Genomic DNA, 17,291 nt, shown 5'->3' with positions numbered 1-17,291 from the left:
GTTATTAAAAAACAATTGACTTACCACGTCCTGAACTCTCAGAAGCGGCGTCTAATTTACCCTCTTTACTAATAATGACATGTAAATCACCAAAGTGTCGCTCATCAAGGGCGTAACCCATTTTTATAAGCTCTGCTTTAACGTTATCAGTTAAACCGCTATGTGTTCTAATTACGTTTTTAGGCCAAAGTTGATGATGAAAACGCGTGCTGTTTACAACATCAACCGCACTCATATCAAACTCTACGGCATTTAAAATAGACTCATAAACAGAGCTTATAATAGTCGTGCCACCCGGTGAGCCTGTTACCATTTTTACTTTGTTATCTTTTAACAGTATGGTTGGTGTCATAGAGCTAAGCATACGCTTGTTAGGTTGTATCTCGTTTGCTTTACCACCAATTGCGCCAAATACATTCATAACGCCTGGCTTGGCGCTAAAGTCGTCCATTTCATCATTTAAAATAAACCCTGCGCCTTCAACGACAACCCCACTTCCAAAACCTAGATTTATGGTTGTAGTGTTTGCGACTGCATTCCCCATGTTATCAACAATTGAAAAATGCGTAGTTTGCTCACTTTCTTTTAAACCAGGTTTAATGTTTTCGGTTGTAGAAATAGCCGTTAACGAAATATCGTCGCTACGCTTTTTAAGGTAATTAATGTCTGTAAGTGCATTAACTGGTACATCAAAAAAATCAGGATCGCCTAAATACTCTGCTCTATCAGCAAATACGCGTTTACCTATTTCAGAAAGTAAATGCACATACTGCGTGGAGTTATGTACTAAACCCATATCTGGTTTTTTTAGCTCAAACATTTTGAGCCATTGTAAAATAGCGATACCGCCAGAGCTTGGTGGCGGTGATGTTAATACTTCATAGCCGTTCCAACTTGCTTTTATAGGTGTTCGCGATTTAGCCGTGTAATTTTTTAAATCATCTTGATTAATAATACCGCCATGTTGGAGCATAAATTTGGCAATAATTTTTGCAGTTTCGCCTTTATAAAACCCATCTTGACCATTATCGCGAATGCGTTTTAATGTAGCTGCAAGCTCAGGTTGCTTAAATACTTTATTCGCTTTTACATCAGCAAAATATTTTTCAAAATTCACATCTATTTGTTTTGCTTTTAAATGCGCAATATAACGACTTACTCCCTGAGCTAATTTAGGAGGCACTACAAAGCCTTGCTCAGCTAACGTAACAGCAGGCTGTACCAATGCTTCCCACTTTAACGTGCCGTGTTTTTGATGAGCCAGCCACATACCTGCCACACTGCCCGGTACACCGCTTGCGTGAATGCCATATATTGATTTGTTAGGAACAACATTGCCTTGCTCATCTAAATACATATCCCGATGAGCTGCCGTAGGCGCTGTTTCACGATAATCTATAAAGTCGCCCTGACCGTCTTTTTGAATAAGCATAAAGCCACCGCCGCCAATATTTCCGGCTTCGGGTAATGTAACTGCAAGTACAAACTGCGCTGTAATGGCAGCATCTACAGCATTACCTCCTTGTTCTAATATGCTTTTAGCGGCGTCGGCACTAAATGAGTCAGGCATCGCAACCGCACTTTGAGTAACTTGCTCAGCTGCTGCGCCAAATACACACAGCTGTAAAATAAACACACTTTTTACTATTAATTTATTTGGTGAAAATAATCCCATACAACATCCTTAATTTATTATTTTTTAAGTTACCCAAACACATTTATGCATATCAATTATGCTCAGGTCAATGTTTGCACAGGTAAATTTTAGTCTTAGTTTAAAGTGTTTTAGCGTATAAAACTGCGGGCAAGTCACCGTGTTCATCTGTGTGTGTATAACTTTTTATAAAGGTAAGCCCTAATTTTTTCATAATATTAATAGACCTTAAGTTATCTGTAATTGCAGTTGCACTGATTTTTTTAACATCTGCTTGTTTCACTAATTCATCGCACAATGCCTTTGCAGCTTCGGTTGCATAACCATTTCCCCAGCTTTGCTGCTTAAAACGCCAGCCTATTTCAATATCACTAAAGTTAGGCTTATCACTAAAAAAGTGCATTGGTCTTATTAAAACCCAACCTATAAAAGTATTACTAGGCTTAATGCTTATAGCCCAAAGCCCCCACCCTTTTAGCTCATTTTTATATTCAAGCATACGAGGTATACCTTCGTTTTTAATTTTATCTAAGGATGTGGGTATCCCTCGAGTTAAAAACTGCATTACAGCCGGGTTTTGATCGAGCTCAAATAACAGCAGCCAATCGTGCTCATCCATTAATTTAAAATTTAATCGCTTTGTTACAGGTGTGTTCATTTTCATTGTTCTATAGTTAGTGTGAATTAATTACTTGTCTCCAAGGAGAGATCGCACATGAACAAATTAGCAGGTTTAGCTTTATTAGGCACTTTAATTACTTTAACGGGTTGTGAAGACGCTCAAGAAGTAAAAGAAGATGCAAAAGATAAAAGCGCGCAAATGCAAGAAAAGCTTGGTGATGCATGGGAAGATGTTAAAGATAAAACAAACGAGCTTAAAAACGACGAATCGTTAAACGAGCTTATGCAAGAAAGTAAAGCAATGGGCTTAGACATGTACGACGACGGTAAAGAAATTGCTGTTGATGCATGGGTTAAAAGCAAAGAAGCCGCAGGTGAGCTTACTGAAAAAACCAAACAAAAAGCACGTGAACTTGCACAAGAGATTGAGCAGGCACGTCAAGAGCACGAAGAAGGTTAATATAACCCTTCGCTCAATAAAAAAGGAAAGCTGAGGCTTTCCTTTTTTGTTTTTAGCAACTAGCCCTGGGTTATTGCACTTTAGGGCTTGCTTAAAATTAACCTTTGTATTTACTCATAACTAAAGTAGCGTTAGTGCCACCAAAGCCAAAGCTATTAGACATAACTGTATTTAGCTCAACATCGCGACGTTCGGTTACAATGTTTAAACCCTCTGCCTGCTCGTCCAACTCATCAATATTAATAGAAGGCGCTACAAAGCTGTGCTCTAACATTAATAATGAGAAAATAGCTTCATGAACACCTGCAGCACCTAAAGCATGACCGGTCATAGCTTTAGTTGCGCTGATCATTGGTGAATTACCACCAAACACTTCTTGAATCGCACCTAACTCTTTAACATCGCCTACCGGAGTAGAGGTGCCGTGCGTATTTAAGTAATCAATGCTTTCTACATCTTGCATTGCTTGGCGCATACAACGTACAGCGCCCTCGCCCGATGGAGCAACCATATCGTAGCCATCAGATGTTGCACCATAACCAACTATTTCTGCATAAATGTGCGCGCCACGAGCAAGTGCATGCTCAAGCTCTTCAACCACAACAATACCGCCACCACCAGAGATAACAAAACCATCGCGGTTAGCATCATATGTGCGTGAAGCTTTTTCTGGGCTTTCGTTGTACTTAGTAGAAAGAGCGCCCATTGCGTCAAATTCCATTGCCAATGTCCAGTGAAGTTCTTCACCGCCACCAGCAAAAATTACATCTTGCTTACCGAGTTGAATTTGCTCTACAGCATGGCCAATACAGTGCGCTGATGTTGCACAAGCAGAGCTAATTGAGTAGTTAACGCCTTTAATTTTAAAAGGAGTCGCTAAACATGCTGATGTAGTGCTCGCCATAGTACGTGGAACCATGTAAGGACCTACACGTTTTACGCCTTTTTCACGTAAAATGTCAGCAGCTTCTACTTGCCACTTAGATGAACCACCACCTGAGCCAACTAATAAACCAGTACGTTCGTTAGATACTTGATCGTCAGATAAGCCTGCATCTTCAATTGCTTGCTGCATTGAAATGTAAGAATAAGCAGCTGCGTCGCCCATAAAACGCATAGCTTTGCGGTCTACGTGCTCTTTAACGTCAATGTCAATTTTACCAGATACGTTACTGCGTAACTTATAATCGGCAAATTCTTGGTTAAAAGCGATGCCGCTTTTGCCAGTTTTTAACGACTCTAATACTTCTTCTTTGTTGTTACCGATGCTTGATACAACACCGATGCCCGTAATTACGGCTCTTCTCATGGGTAATTCCCTTAGCTTAATACTAAATTGTGTTCTATTTTACGCTGATTTTAATCGCTAAGTGGTCAGCTTTCTAGCGTACACTTGTACTCTGAAGTTATAGCTTATAAATAACGCCAGACTATTTCAAAGAAAACCAGTAAAATAATTAAAAAAATACACTCTATAAATGTAATAAGTCATGATAAAAAACGCCAAAATACACTTTAATAACTTAGGCACGCCCGTTGCCGACAACTTTGACGATGTTTATTTTTCTAATGACGATGGCCTTGCTGAATCCCATTATGTGTTTTATCAACAAAACAATATAGAGTCACGGTTACAAAATCATGACCAATCACATTTTGTTATTGCCGAAACTGGTTTTGGCACAGGCTTAAATTTTTTAAATACATGGCAATGCTTTAATGACCACTTAGAACGCACGCAAGTTCAAAATGAATGTGATAAAAGAGTAAAACGCCTACATTTTGTTTCGTTTGAAAAATTTCCGCTAACGGTAAATGACTTAAAACAAGCACTCACCGCTTGGCCTACTTTAAGCCACTTAAGTGCTCAGCTAACGCTAAATTACCCTATTAATTTACAAGGCTGCCACCGAATAGAGTTTAATAACGGGCAAGTTATACTCGATTTATACTTTGGCGATGTACTCGATTCGATAAACACAATGAGCTACCCGCAAACAGGGGTAGTAGATGCGTGGTATTTAGATGGCTTTGCACCAAGTAAAAACCCTGATATGTGGCAACAAAGTGTGTTTAATGCCATGGTTGATATTTCGCGCGAATCTGCAACGCTTGCAACATTTACCGCTGCAGGGTTTGTGCGCCGAGGGCTTATTGAAGCAGGCTTTACAATACAAAAAGCTAAAGGCTTTGCTCGTAAGCGCGAAATGCTAACAGGCTTCCTAGCAGCGCCAAATAGTCAGCAATCGTCCCCTGCATATTTTAACCAAGACACCAGCGAGCTTAAAAATGTGGCTGTAATAGGCGGAGGTATAGCCAGTAGCTGCATTTTATATAGCTTAGCTAAGCGCGGTATTTCAAGCACACTGTTTTGCCAAGATGAAAAACCTGCAATGGGCGCATCACATAATGTGCAAGGCGCTGTGTATCCTCATTTACAAGCTAAAAATTCACCACATAGTGAGTTATTTGCTCATAGCTTTTTGTATGCCAAACGTTTTTATAATCAATTATGTACAGATGGGTTTAGTTTTGATCACGATTGGTGCGGCGTATTACAGCATGCAGTAAAAAAGCCCTTAGCCGATAAACACGAAAATTTAGAGCAAAAACAACTCTGGCCTGAGCAGCTAATGCGCAATGTCACTGCCGAACAAGGCGATAAAATAGCAGGTGTAGCAACAGGCTACTCTGGCGTATTTTTTGAACAAGGTGGCTGGGTTAACCCTGTGCAACTCGTTGATACAATGTTAAAGGCCGCAAATAATCTAACGCCATTTAATAGCATGTTTAACTGTAATATTGAGCAATTAAATAAATCAGATAAAGACTGGTATTTAATCAGTAACAACCAAAAGTTTGGCCCATTTAGCGATATAATTATTTGTGCAGGCGAGCATAGCGATGCATTTGAGCAAACAAAAGCGCTCCCTATAGTAGGCGTACGCGGACAAGTTTCACATATTGAGGCAAGTGAGCAATCACATAAACTTAAAACTGTGCTTTGCCATAAAGGCTACTTTACCCCTGCATATTTAGATAGCCATTGTATGGGAGCCACATTTGAAAAAAACACTAAAAGCAGAGCTGTTACAGAGCAAGACAACCAACTAAATCATAAGCAGCTGCTTAGCTTTTATCAGCAAAGCGATTTTGCAACCACGCTAGGAAAAATAACATCTGCTAAAGCGGCTGTGCGCTGCACATTTATCGACCACCTTCCTATGGCTGGTCAGTGGTGCGAGCAAAGTGACTACACAATCGCTTTTGCTAACTTACGCTTAGGTAAACGCTATCAATATGAGAAACTTAATAAGCCACAACAAGGCCTGCATATTTTTACAGGGTTTGGCGCTCGTGCATTATGTAGCGCACCACTGTTGAGTGAGCACTTTATTAGTTGTTTAAACAACGAACCTCGCCCTTTAAGTGAGCGCGTAAGCCAAGCGATTCACCCTGCACGATTTATTGTTCGTGATTTAATACGTAATAAAATTTAAATGACATCACCGTAATTTTACGTAAAATAGTGCCTGTAAAAGGAATTTACTCACTTAAAAGGACTCCCATGAAAATATTCACCTTTGTAATATCGCTAATGTGTATTTTACCATTTAGCGCAATGAGCCAAGACGTTACACAAATCCCCCTGCCAGATGAGTTTGTTACAACTTTAGATGTTACAAACGAATACCCTATGGTGCGCACTGGCTATTTAGCATCATCAGTCGAGGCTATATCACAGTTTTATTTGCAGGCATTAGGTGAGCCAATAAAAAGTAAAGGTAATAATACCTACAAAACCCTTTATTATAACTACCAAGAACGCAGTGTACGGATTAGCTTATACCACCATAATTATGTGACCGAAGTTAGTATAATGATCGAATAAAAAGTTCTAAAAAACGCCTTAAAAATAGCTAATTTTAATACCCAGTTAAGTAATAACTTTAAATTATCATGTTTTTTAAAATTAGCTCATTTAAACCTCATTCTACCCTTTAAAAATAAACCCCTACCCCAAGGTCTATTTGTACAAATAACTTTTACACTATATTGAGAAGGAGTTAATTATGAGTAAGACTTTAATTATTGGCGCAAGTGGTCAAATTGGTAAAATGGCTACCGAGCTACTTTTAAAAAACGAGCAAAATGTTGTTGCACTTGTAAGAGACAAAAGCAAACTGAGTGATTTAGATAGCCCATTTTTAAGTATTGTTGAACAAGATTTAGAAGGTGACTTTTCAAATGCAGTTAATGGCTGTGACCAAGTTATTTTTGCTGCAGGCTCTGGTGGAAGCACAGGTACAGATAAAACCGTACTTATTGATTTGTGGGCAGCAACTAAAGCGGCAACGTATTCTAAAGAGCACGGTGTAAAGCACTTTATTATGGTCAGCTCTATTGGAGCAGACGATCCCGATGCAATAGAAAGCGACTTAAAACCCTATTTAGTTGCAAAACATATGGCTGATGAGCATTTAATTCACAGTGGTTTAAATTATACAATTGTACGCCCAGGAACGTTAACCGACGAAAGTGCCTCATTGGAAGTAACAACAGAGCGCCCTAACGATCGATCAAAAGCTAAAATTAGTCGCGAAAATGTAGCCAATGCATTGCTACACATAGCTACAAATTCATTTAATAGTAACCGTATTTTTGAGCTATTTGATGGCGAAAAACCTATTAAAGCAGCGGTTAAATAAACGTTTAAATTGTATTGTTGCTTCGCTACTTTTAGCGAAGCAATTGCTATTTCACTTCCCTAACTAATACCATTAATCCGCAATAATACTTATTCAATTTGAGGGATTAAATCAGACGCTAACTGCGTTATAAATTTCTTATATAGAACAACCAAATAAAGAAAGTTTTTCCTAGTTATCGACACGATTTTCTCACATCAGAATAGCTCACTTAATTAAGCGAATTGGTATAACTTCCTATTAATTAACTGCCTGATGATAATTAATCAAAAAGCACACCCATTAACTTCACTAATCCAAAAATGAAACGGTATTAAAATATTCCAATCATCGGCCTTAATCTAGCCATGTACTATGTTGCGAGGTTTTTGCACTTTTTTTGCACATTTAACAAATATTATACAATCAATTTCATTACCGGATATATTTAATGAGCAAATTCAACACGCATGTCTTAAAGCTAGTTACATTACTTTTAGCTTTTCTAAGCTTGGCAGCTTGTAATGGCGGTAGTAGCGACAGCACAACACTTAGTGATACAACAACTACAGACGATACCACCACTGAAGCCTCAACTGATCTTATTGTAGAGGTTGATCCATTTAACTTTGAAAGTGATGCGCTTATCTCATCAATAAGCACTCAAACATGCACACTGAGTAATGGCGACGAGGCTTCTTGCTATAAGATTGATATTGCTGGCGCTCCCTCTAATTATGAAATTGGCGTATTTTGCCCCAAAAATATACTGGGATCTGGTTTGATGGCGGCGGTGAGGTTTACGATATTACTGGCGACTTTATTTTAAACCTACCTACTTTGTATAACGATAGCCATTGGCAGCTTTATGACGAAGGAACTGGGCTTGTAAATGTAACCGACACGCAAGAGTCATGTGACGGTGCAGCAAGGCCAAACGTAGAAGAGCAATATCAAAATCACTGTGTAGAGTGCTCTATTGATTATGTTGATGGCGGTATATCAGAATCATTTTTAATTCCAATCACGCCCGTTGCTTCAACTCAAAATAACAGTATTGGCAATACAAATGTAGGTGTTGCATTAAACGGTGTAGTGCTCGCAGCCCCTGCTCCTGTAGATGCTATTTTAGGTGCTTATACAATTGCCGCCTTTGACGATTGCGCAGGCCACATTAACTTAGTGGCTGGTTATCACTATCATGGTGAGGCGGGGTGTAGCCAAACACAAATTCAATCGGATGGTCACGCAGCCATGATGGGTTACGCCCTTGATGGTTTTGGTATATTTGGAATGATTAACGAAGACAACACAGAGCCAACAGATTTAGATGAATGCAGAGGCCACTCTGACGATACTCGCGGTTACCACTACCACGCAGCAGGCGTAGCTGAAAATATGTTTATTGGTTGCTTTAAAGGGGCCATCGCCCGCTAGCCTGTTACCAAAGAATTAAGTGAGATAACTATGAAAATAATTAAAAATTTATCAGCGTGCTTTTTATTAATTACATCGTGCTCAGTAATAAGCCACGCAGGTCATGGCTCAAGTGCGCCTTGGCAAGCATGTGAAGAAAAAGCTGTAAATCAAGAATGTAGCTATACAACACACGATAAAAAAGCATCAGGCACATGCCAAGCAATGAATAACATACTCATGTGTGTAAGAAACAAACCACTAGAGACATTATTAGATAAAGCAACACAGAATAAACCTACCAACACTGTAAAACAATCTGTAACCCCATTAACTAATCTATAAATAGATAACTGGCATTAAAAACCTTAATGCTGCTAGTAAAGGTTTTTAAGTAAAAATCATGAGTATGGACGTAGTAAGGGTTATGTTTATCTGTTAAATTAATCGGGTGTATAAAAATAAAAAAAACACTCCAACAAGGAGTTACACTAGGAAACTAACGTGAGCGCTACATTTAAAATTATTTTTAATGGCCAGTTACATCAAGATGCTGATATTACTTCTGTTCAGGAGCAGCTTGGGCAATTTTTAAAGATCCCTCATGACATCGTCATTCAGTTATTTGATGGTAAGTCTTATGCTTTAAAAAAAGACTTAACAAGTATTGATGCTGTTAAAACGGAGTCATCATTAAAAAAGCTCGGCTTAATAACTAAAGTAGAGCCAGAGCGTACAGCTCCTGTTATTCAATCACAAAACACTCAACTAGTTTGCCCCGAGCACATTCAAAACAACGATAAAAAAGTTCCTGTAAAAACTAACGATGAAAACAGCGCAGTACAAACTAAAAAAGCACAACTAAACACTGTTTTTGAGCAAACAAATGTTAAAACAAAACTACTTAGTAACACGCTAAAAAGCGCATTATATTTGTGCTATTTAGCGCTTTTTATTGTTACTTTATTTGGCTTAAGCACTAGCTATACCGTTATTAAAAGTACATTTACTTCTGATGAGTTAGTGCAAAGTAAATTAAGTTATCAACAATACAAGCTATTTTTAAATGAGCAAAACAGCACTAAGCATCAACCCCAAATGGCTATCGCTGAGCAAGGTACTAAAACAGATTCAACAGAAAATAATGAATACTTTAGTAAGTTTGCTACATATATAAATAGCTATGCAAAAACTCTAGGCCAAGCAAATGTAAACGCCATGGGCGGAGCTAAGTTACAGCAACACCTTCAAGAAATAGACGATTTAGGGCCAAAAAATGAATTCTGGAAACAGATCATTCTACTTGCAAAAAACCTAGATAACGACTCTCATAAAATGAGCGCTCTTCAGAGCGACGACTCCGCTAAAATACACTGGATTAACGCCGTAGATTGGATAAGCCAAAGTTATATTAGGCAGCACCAAAGTACCGATAAGCCAAATACCAAAAGCGAACCACCAGCAAAAGGCAACCCAGTATTAAGTTTAACGCTGTTAATAAGCTTACTTTCTTTATTGAGCATTTTTGTTATAGCTATAAAAATGAAACTACGCGCTATAAAAAACAGTTAAATATTATAATGCACTGCTTTGGTATTAAATATCACACATTGAAATAGCAACCTAAAACTAAATTTGTACAGTAAGTAATCATTTTCAGTAAAACTATATTTATAAAAAAACCCGCAACCTGATTGCTCAAGTTGCGGGTTTTTTATGGTTTTTAAACAAACGAATTTAAAAACCGTTATTGGTGGAGTTGGGGGGATTTGAACCCCCGCCTAGTTCTTTAAAAACAACAACTTAAAATAATTTGTGTATAAATGGTGTATTTTTTAATTTCTATTCTTAGTATGACTCATGTTTATAGTCATCATATCGATACAAAACTGTTGATGAGTCTGTACTGATTGAACAGTAGCAAATTTTTATTTTGTACATGGAGCCGGAGCTTGATTGCGAATAAAAGCAGGAATATCAAAAATGTCAGTTGTTTCTGGTTTGGCTTTATTAGGTTCTTTTTCTTCAGGCTGTTTGTCTTTATTCAAGTCATCAATAACCATTTTAGAACTCGCGCCCGTAGCAATAACTAGCAGCTCATAATTGGTTGATAAGCTTTCTATTTTTGAAACACCACAAATAACTAAAGCATTTGAGCTTACTTGCTGACGTACTGTATCGGTAATGAGGTTATAACTACCTAGTGAAATTTCATCTTTGCAATTGACTTGTATTATTACACCCGTACTTGATGACATATCGACCTGATTAACAAGTGGGTTATTGAGTGCACTATCAAGTGCTGTAGTAAGCTCGCTTTCATCATTGCACTTGCCAACACCCAGTACAGCATCTCCCTGGCAATCCATAATTTTAGCAAAGTCATTTAAATCAACGTTTATTAAGCCTTGATAGCAAAGCATATCGATGAGTGATTTTATCAGTGAGTGGAGTATTTGGTTGCTATGCTTAAAGGCATCAAATAAGCCAATATCATTACCTAGCACTTCAATAAGTTGATCGTTTGGGAGAGTAATAACAGCATTAGCATGCTCTTTAAGCTCATTTAAACCTGCTTGCGCTATATTGCTTCTAAACTGCCCTTCACTACTAAATGGCAATGTAGCTACAAATATCACTGGCTTATTTTGCTCACTAGCAAGTTGTGCAATGTAAGGGCTAGCGCCAGTCCCTGTACCGCCACCCAATCCTGTTGCACAGAGTATTATATCGCAACCATTAATAAGCGTTAAAAGCTGATCTTTACTTTCTTCTGCTGCCTGCAGCCCAACTTTAGGATCTGCTCCTGCACCATATCCATGAGTAAGCTCTGCACCTATCAGTACCGCTTCATCACTTTGCGTATGTTCAAGCACCACTTTGTCGGTATTAACGCTGTATAAGTGCGCCTGCTCAGACTCGCGTTGTTCAAAAATACTGTTAAGCGTATTACAGCCACACCCGCCAATGCCAAATACACCGATTGATAAACCATCATTTTGCTGAATTAATTGAAACATAACTACTCCTTAACTTTTAAAGGAGCATAGCAAACAGGTGCGTCAATTTTTGACGCACCAAAACTAGTAGGAGTTATTTATAAATATTTGCGGCCGCTTGAAGCTTGCTAACAATTCTTTGTCGCAGCTTTTCGGGTTTAACAACCTCGAGCCAATGGGCAAATTTAAATAGCTCATCGGTCAATTGCTCGCTATCAATAGTTTGGTAAGTGAGTAATACGTTTTTATCATCAATCTTTTGCTTGTCAGTCAGCTCGCCAAGCTCAATAAAGCCTTGATTAACCGCAGAGTGGCTAGGCACTTTCACAACTAACTCAATCGCTTCTTGCGACATGCCTTTACTAATCGCACTGTGTAACGACTTTAACTGCTCAGTGCTTGGCTCTCGTCGTGTTTTTTGCAAAATGTGTACATTGCGAATGCGATAAACCGGCATCTGATAGCACTTATCGTGAAGCTCCCCCACCATAAACTGCGCCATCAACACACCGCCTTGCTCAACTAAGTTATAAAAACTCAACTCAGAAAATTTTAGCCAATGTGCCTCATCGTAAAGTACTCTATAAAGCTCAGTGCTCACTGCACGCTTATGCTTAATCGCATGCTCAATTTGCGCAACTAATTTGCTATCAATATTCACTTTTAACGAAGGCTTAGGCAGAGTTGAAAGCCAGTCAGGCACATGCCCATTAACACGTTTAAGCGCCTGCTCTGCTTTAATATTTACCGACTGTTTAACATCGCTCGGTACAGATTGCGGTAGTAATTGCTCTAGCAGCAAATAATGCTCTGCAACTTCGGTACTCATTACTCTTGAGTTGCTACTTCGCCACTGCGCATTGATAGACCAGCCATAGGGCTTACTGCGGCTATCTTTTTCAAGCCCAAAGCAACCTTGCTCGTAAAGTGATTGTAGATCGCGTTGCAGCATACGAATTGAAATATCAAAGTCACGTTCAAGCAATTTTTGCTGCAACTGGTGGGTCGAGATAGAGCTTGGTGCTATTGGCACAAGCTCTAAAATTGAAAAGTGACGGCGTGAATTCATTGATAACCTTTTATATCAACATTCAAAACCATACTTTTCTCGGTGGCACTTCATGTATTCGTGTGTTTCTGGCGGCATTTCAAGTTGCATACTTTTATCAATCGATAACTTATTTAAATCTGATTCGCTTATCAAGTCTGATATCAAAATAAAACCATTCGAGTCAAAGCTTATCAAGCCTTTATCAAATAACGCATCTAAATGTGCAGCAAGCAACAAACCATTGAATGGGTCTATCCTTTCATGGGCCTCAGCATCGCGCCAGGCCTTGATATGTGAAGCGCGCAGTAAATCTCTGCATTTTATGCCTGTTAAAGCGCAGCCTTTCCAAATATCATCTAAAGCCGCTCTATATCTACCTTGCCCGATTCTAACTTTAACGAGAGCATCTTTCTCAGTATCTGTGGTTTTGCTTAATCTATAAATAGTATTAATAAATTCATTAATATATTCTTCTGGCTCTTCTTCCTCAAACTTATCATGGCTTGACAGTGGAGCAATCACATTTGTTTTTATTATTTTTAGTAATTCATCGTACTTACTCTGATTATCTAAATCAGCCTCAAATAATATTCTATGTTTTAGTTCATTATCTTCTTCAACAAATAAATTCTGAATACTTTTAGGTATATTTTCTGATTGAGGTAGCGTTACTGTTATCGTACAGCCAATTTGTTTGCATCGAATACTCAGCCTAGAGCCTACTGAGTCTTTACCGTACTTAAAAACATGGCTTGATTCTCGGTTAAACCAACCAAACTCAATACCTTCAACTCTATATTGGTCGCAAAAGTCAATTATCTCTAATACTAACTTGTACACTTTTGGATTAGCTTCAAGCCATTTTCGTGCCGCTTCCCTTTGGTATAAGTCGGGTGTTCTCTTGGTTTTTTTTAATTTTGATAAATCTAATCTTTTCGTATCACTCATAACTTTTTTCCCTTTAATTATAACTTTAAATACAATGTTTTATAGTAGACAAGTATATTACAGATTCAAATAACAAACCCAATCTTCTGCTTTCCGCCCTCTTTTAGGTCGTTTTGCTCTTGTAAAATCGATAACATTCGCTCTTGAGTCATTCGCTTTTTTGAAAACTTCATTTGCCTTTTTACAATAGCGAAATCACCAGGTGTGAGCTTTGTAAGCTTGTATAACTCATGCATTAGGTGCTTTTTTAACACTCCTGGGCCTAATGTATCTTTAAATAATTGCTTAGACTGTACCGGAGTCAAATAGGTTAAATTTAAATTAAAATCAAATCGCCTCATTACCGCTTTATCTAAATTTTTAGCAAAGTTAGTTACTGCAAAAAGTGGGAGTTGAAATTGCTCCATATGGCAAAGTAATTCATTAACTGTTTGCACTTCCCAACTTGCAGCCGCTTGTTCTCGGCTGCATAGCAAGCTATCTGCCTCATCAATAAATATTGCACTTCCTTCTTGTGTAGCTTGTTTAAATAGTTGAGCAATATTCTGCTCACTTTCGCCAACCCACTTGCTTAATAAGTCAGATGCTTTCACAGAAATAAGTTTAAAATCAGCTTTTTCGCATAAATAATTAACAAAAGCTGTTTTACCTGTGCCTGGTGGGCCCGTTAGCAGAGTTCTTGAACTCGAATATTCAATTACAGCCTCTTCTACCTGTTCGAGTGATGCATACTCAGACTCTATATTCACCATTTTAGGATTAAACTTTTGCGCTGCTTGATAAGTTAGTTCGTGAGCCGAAAAGCCGCATGCAGTTAAAGTATCTTGAATATTCTCCTCTATGCATTCACGCGCACTCTGTGCTTTAAATCCGCATAACCTAGCTACATGAACAGCTTTAGCAATATGGGCAGGCAATAAATTTTGTTGAGTAGCTAATTTACTTATAAAACTGTTACCTACACTCAAACCTTTAACATATTTGCCAATCATTTTTTCTTTAGTTGTTTTGTTTAGCTCAGGAATTTCGTAAACAATATTAAATCGTCTAATAACGCTCTGTGGTAACTCTTCTAGATGATTGGTGATCCAAATACTCACAACTGGGTGATTTTCAATATAAGTATGAAGTAGCTCCTTTGAGAAGCTTTTAGAGAATAAATCACGCTCAAAAATGTTTTCACACTCATCCAGTAACAGCATTGTTTTTTTACGCTTGCCAACCAACTTACTCACCACATTAAAGTGCTCTAAACGCAGCTCAGAGCTTGCGCTTCGGCTATCGAGCTCGTTTGTTGGGTTTATTAAGTTACTACCTTTAGCTTGTACCTTTAGCAACTGTGAACCACAGACTTGCGCTATATATTTCGCCAATGAAGTTTTACCCGAACCTGGCACGCCATAGAATAGAATACTCAATGCTTGATCACCCGTCTTAGTCGCATTTTGCGTAGCTTTTAGTAAAGTATTTAAATCTAAGTGAGATAAATCAGCAGCGCTAAGCTCAGAAGCTTCACAAAGAGTAACCAAGTTAGATAAAATATCACTTTCACTATTTAACTTACCCTCGAGCAGGCTTTTAGCAATTGCGTTTGGTAATATTAAAAACTCATCTTCCCCTGCAAATATCTCAATATCCATTGAATACATGCCAGATTCAATAATTAACCCAATTTGCTTGTTGAGTAGTGCTTCATCAATATCAAGCACATTAGCTATTTTTTCTAAAATAACGCTCGCATAATCGTCGCGTAAGTATTCAACAAGTTCGCGTAATGGTTTACTGAGCGTCATACAGCAAGAAAAAATAACTAATGGACTAACCGTTTTGGGCAGTCCAAAGGCCTTACAAAATATATGCACATTTTTTTGTAACGTCTTAGGCCTTGTGTTTATTGCTAAATGATCTAATCGGGCTATCAAATCATGAGCATCTAAGCCCTGTAAATTTATATAGCTAAAGCCAGAGATGTTACATAAAGCCTTTTTAAATAGCTTATCGTGCCAAAGATCTTCTACGTCGAATTCTCCTAATAATTCAGTGGCAAAGTGTGCAACAATTCGTTTTAATTGAGGGGTTGTGTTCATGCTATGTACCTAGTAGTTATTAACTGATGTAGCTATAATACTAAGCAGAAAAAAGTAACGTACCCACAATCCTGTCTTAAAATAAACGCATAGTACATTGATAATGTTAGTTTTTTTATTTTTTGTTTTCTTTCGGTTTGTTTTTTTATTAACCCCTTGTTTTTTAGGCCCTGCAGAGGCATAAATTAAGCTATAAAGTTTTTTTGGACTCTTATGAAAAATGTAAATTTAGGATCGGCAGAAAACCCTATAATCCTCAAAAATAAGCATCAAGATATCGAATCCGAAAAATACTATGCCAGACATAAAAACGGAGACATGTATATCCATAGGCCTCTTTTACAGATGCATACTAAAAACAATCATGAACTAGACAAAGATGACCCAGAAAGTGGCCTTTTTGCTTTTCATAAACTAAGAGATGACCTTGACTGTTTTACAAAAAATGTTATCTCCAATCCGCACCTACAACCATTAGAGATAAAAACCTTATTAGCACTCTATGAATTTTTTCAAGATCATTGGTCTTATGAAATGGTTCATATCTGTAGTACCAATGAAATAAATCTTGATAACTTTGGGGACGATGAGGGTTTTTGGATAGCTGAGGGAAATACGGAGTCTTTAGTAGAAGTAAATAACGTCCCACTTTATCAATTATTAGGAAAAGCACTCAATACAGATATTAGCAACGAAAAGCTTAATAAAATACTCATAAGATTAGATAGTTTTCACTATATCAGTATCACACCGGTTACATTCGAAAACTCAAAAATTGGTATCAGCCAAAAACATAATAAAAATCAACGTGCTTATTTAAAGGTAATACAATTAAATGAACTGATGGACTCTAAGAATCTAACAAATATATGGCTTGTAAAAAACTAAAATACAAATTTTGAGCCCGATTTAAAAACCGAGCTCTACTCGTTCTACATTATGTTTATTCAAAACCACATTCAGAAAGCTTAATTTTTACTGTTACCGACTGGCTGCCATCACATACAGTGGGTAAATCAGTTTTTATTTGATACTGCTTTGACGCGCTGTGTAAACTCCACTTGTCCTCGTGCGGGACCTTTTTAGTTTTAATGGCTCCACTCATATAGCGATCTAAAGAACGGTTAAAGCCACGTTTAACGCCTTGCTTAAACGCTTCAGCAATCAATGTATTTAATGAATCATTTGAATTTGTATCTTTTACTAACTTTACGTGTCGCAAAATGGGTTTGATAATACCCGCTCACGAAACGTATTAAAACAGCGATGATGCAAGCGTATTTGTAAATAAAGCGAGAGACATTGTCTCTCGCTTATACTTTAAGGTGTCTTGTCCTGAAATGTGCTTACACATTTAGGACTTATTT

Annotated in this window: 15 protein-coding genes and 1 pseudogene; 8 read left to right on the top strand and 8 right to left on the bottom strand. The window is 37.8% G+C overall.

Annotated elements, in window-relative coordinates; genetic code table 11:
* Positions 1-4: 4 nt before the first annotated feature.
* Positions 5-1,675 carry a gamma-glutamyltransferase gene (gene ggt, locus CWC11_RS10440; RefSeq protein WP_138682650.1) on the bottom strand — a complete coding sequence of 557 codons (1,671 nt, stop codon included), beginning with the start codon at positions 1,673-1,675 and terminating at the stop codon, positions 5-7.
* A 100-nt stretch (positions 1,676-1,775) separates the two neighbouring features.
* On the bottom strand, positions 1,776-2,318 hold the full coding sequence (locus tag CWC11_RS10435; protein ID WP_138682649.1) for a GNAT family N-acetyltransferase: 543 nt from the start codon (positions 2,316-2,318) through the stop codon (positions 1,776-1,778).
* Between the two features lie 51 nt (positions 2,319-2,369).
* On the opposite strand from CWC11_RS10435, the gene CWC11_RS10430 reads away from it, so the two are divergent.
* The gene (locus CWC11_RS10430; protein WP_138682648.1) at positions 2,370-2,735 is read left to right on the top strand and encodes a hypothetical protein; all 366 of its coding nucleotides are present in this window, start codon (positions 2,370-2,372) and stop codon (positions 2,733-2,735) included.
* Between the two features lie 97 nt (positions 2,736-2,832).
* On the opposite strand, the gene fabB is transcribed toward CWC11_RS10430, so the two are convergent.
* Complete coding sequence (fabB, locus tag CWC11_RS10425) at positions 2,833-4,044, bottom strand: beta-ketoacyl-ACP synthase I (protein ID WP_138682647.1); 1,212 nt, start codon at positions 4,042-4,044, stop codon at positions 2,833-2,835.
* Positions 4,045-4,225: 181 nt separating this feature from the next.
* On the opposite strand from fabB, the gene mnmC reads away from it, so the two are divergent.
* The 6 genes and pseudogenes from mnmC (at position 4,226) to CWC11_RS10395 (ending at position 10,411) form a co-directional block, all read left to right on the top strand.
* Positions 4,226-6,235 (top strand): bifunctional tRNA (5-methylaminomethyl-2-thiouridine)(34)-methyltransferase MnmC2/FAD-dependent 5-carboxymethylaminomethyl-2-thiouridine(34) oxidoreductase MnmC1, encoded by a 2,010-nt coding sequence (mnmC, locus tag CWC11_RS10420; protein ID WP_138682646.1) that lies wholly within the window; start codon positions 4,226-4,228, stop codon positions 6,233-6,235.
* Between the two features lie 68 nt (positions 6,236-6,303).
* Entirely contained in the window at positions 6,304-6,627 is a 324-nt protein-coding gene (locus tag CWC11_RS10415; protein ID WP_138682645.1) for a hypothetical protein, read from the top strand.
* Between the two features lie 181 nt (positions 6,628-6,808).
* Positions 6,809-7,444: an SDR family oxidoreductase gene (locus CWC11_RS10410; protein WP_138682644.1), complete on the top strand. Its 636-nt coding sequence runs from the start codon at positions 6,809-6,811 to the stop codon at positions 7,442-7,444.
* 430 nt (positions 7,445-7,874) lie between these two features.
* A pseudogene (locus CWC11_RS10405) lies at positions 7,875-8,860 on the top strand (YHYH protein).
* 30 nt (positions 8,861-8,890) lie between these two features.
* Entirely contained in the window at positions 8,891-9,184 is a 294-nt protein-coding gene (locus tag CWC11_RS10400) for a hypothetical protein (protein WP_138682643.1), read from the top strand.
* Between the two features lie 159 nt (positions 9,185-9,343).
* Positions 9,344-10,411, top strand: coding sequence for a hypothetical protein (locus tag CWC11_RS10395; protein WP_138682642.1), 1,068 nt, complete (start codon positions 9,344-9,346; stop codon positions 10,409-10,411).
* A 356-nt stretch (positions 10,412-10,767) separates the two neighbouring features.
* Here CWC11_RS10395 and CWC11_RS10390 read toward each other — a convergent pair whose 3' ends face one another.
* From CWC11_RS10390 to CWC11_RS10375, 4 genes are all read right to left on the bottom strand, one after another.
* The gene (locus CWC11_RS10390; RefSeq protein ID WP_138682641.1) at positions 10,768-11,859 is read right to left on the bottom strand and encodes a cell division protein FtsZ; all 1,092 of its coding nucleotides are present in this window, start codon (positions 11,857-11,859) and stop codon (positions 10,768-10,770) included.
* Positions 11,860-11,932: 73 nt separating this feature from the next.
* Complete coding sequence (locus CWC11_RS10385) at positions 11,933-12,907, bottom strand: helix-turn-helix transcriptional regulator (protein WP_138682640.1); 975 nt, start codon at positions 12,905-12,907, stop codon at positions 11,933-11,935.
* A 15-nt stretch (positions 12,908-12,922) separates the two neighbouring features.
* Positions 12,923-13,837 (bottom strand): HNH endonuclease, encoded by a 915-nt coding sequence (locus CWC11_RS10380; RefSeq protein ID WP_138682639.1) that lies wholly within the window; start codon positions 13,835-13,837, stop codon positions 12,923-12,925.
* A gap of 65 nt (positions 13,838-13,902) precedes the next feature.
* Positions 13,903-15,924 carry an AAA family ATPase gene (locus CWC11_RS10375; RefSeq protein ID WP_138682638.1) on the bottom strand — a complete coding sequence of 674 codons (2,022 nt, stop codon included), beginning with the start codon at positions 15,922-15,924 and terminating at the stop codon, positions 13,903-13,905.
* A 213-nt stretch (positions 15,925-16,137) separates the two neighbouring features.
* Between CWC11_RS10375 and CWC11_RS10370 the strand changes: the two genes are divergently transcribed.
* Positions 16,138-16,812, top strand: coding sequence for a hypothetical protein (locus tag CWC11_RS10370; RefSeq protein ID WP_138682637.1), 675 nt, complete (start codon positions 16,138-16,140; stop codon positions 16,810-16,812).
* A 55-nt stretch (positions 16,813-16,867) separates the two neighbouring features.
* Here CWC11_RS10370 and CWC11_RS10365 read toward each other — a convergent pair whose 3' ends face one another.
* Positions 16,868-17,146, bottom strand: a complete 279-nt coding sequence (locus CWC11_RS10365; RefSeq protein WP_138682636.1) for a hypothetical protein — start codon at positions 17,144-17,146, stop codon at positions 16,868-16,870.
* Positions 17,147-17,291 lie beyond the last annotated feature (145 nt).

Source organism: Pseudoalteromonas sp. S3178 (genome assembly GCF_005886985.1).
In the GTDB taxonomy this organism is placed as follows: Bacteria; Pseudomonadota; Gammaproteobacteria; order Enterobacterales; family Alteromonadaceae; genus Pseudoalteromonas; species Pseudoalteromonas carrageenovora.
This window is presented reverse-complemented; position numbering and strand designations above follow the sequence as displayed.

Coding starts and splice junctions, on each gene's coding strand:
- CWC11_RS10380 (WP_138682639.1), bottom strand. CDS start 13,837: ATGAGTGATACGAAAAGATTAGATTTATCAAAATTAAAAAAAACCAAG.
- CWC11_RS10410 (WP_138682644.1), top strand. CDS start 6,809: ATGAGTAAGACTTTAATTATTGGCGCAAGTGGTCAAATTGGTAAAATG.
- CWC11_RS10370 (WP_138682637.1), top strand. CDS start 16,138: ATGAAAAATGTAAATTTAGGATCGGCAGAAAACCCTATAATCCTCAAA.
- CWC11_RS10375 (WP_138682638.1), bottom strand. CDS start 15,924: ATGAACACAACCCCTCAATTAAAACGAATTGTTGCACACTTTGCCACT.
- CWC11_RS10385 (WP_138682640.1), bottom strand. CDS start 12,907: ATGAATTCACGCCGTCACTTTTCAATTTTAGAGCTTGTGCCAATAGCA.
- CWC11_RS10430 (WP_138682648.1), top strand. CDS start 2,370: ATGAACAAATTAGCAGGTTTAGCTTTATTAGGCACTTTAATTACTTTA.
- ggt (WP_138682650.1), bottom strand. CDS start 1,675: ATGGGATTATTTTCACCAAATAAATTAATAGTAAAAAGTGTGTTTATT.
- CWC11_RS10415 (WP_138682645.1), top strand. CDS start 6,304: ATGAAAATATTCACCTTTGTAATATCGCTAATGTGTATTTTACCATTT.
- CWC11_RS10435 (WP_138682649.1), bottom strand. CDS start 2,318: ATGAAAATGAACACACCTGTAACAAAGCGATTAAATTTTAAATTAATG.
- CWC11_RS10390 (WP_138682641.1), bottom strand. CDS start 11,859: ATGTTTCAATTAATTCAGCAAAATGATGGTTTATCAATCGGTGTATTT.
- mnmC (WP_138682646.1), top strand. CDS start 4,226: ATGATAAAAAACGCCAAAATACACTTTAATAACTTAGGCACGCCCGTT.
- CWC11_RS10400 (WP_138682643.1), top strand. CDS start 8,891: ATGAAAATAATTAAAAATTTATCAGCGTGCTTTTTATTAATTACATCG.
- fabB (WP_138682647.1), bottom strand. CDS start 4,044: ATGAGAAGAGCCGTAATTACGGGCATCGGTGTTGTATCAAGCATCGGT.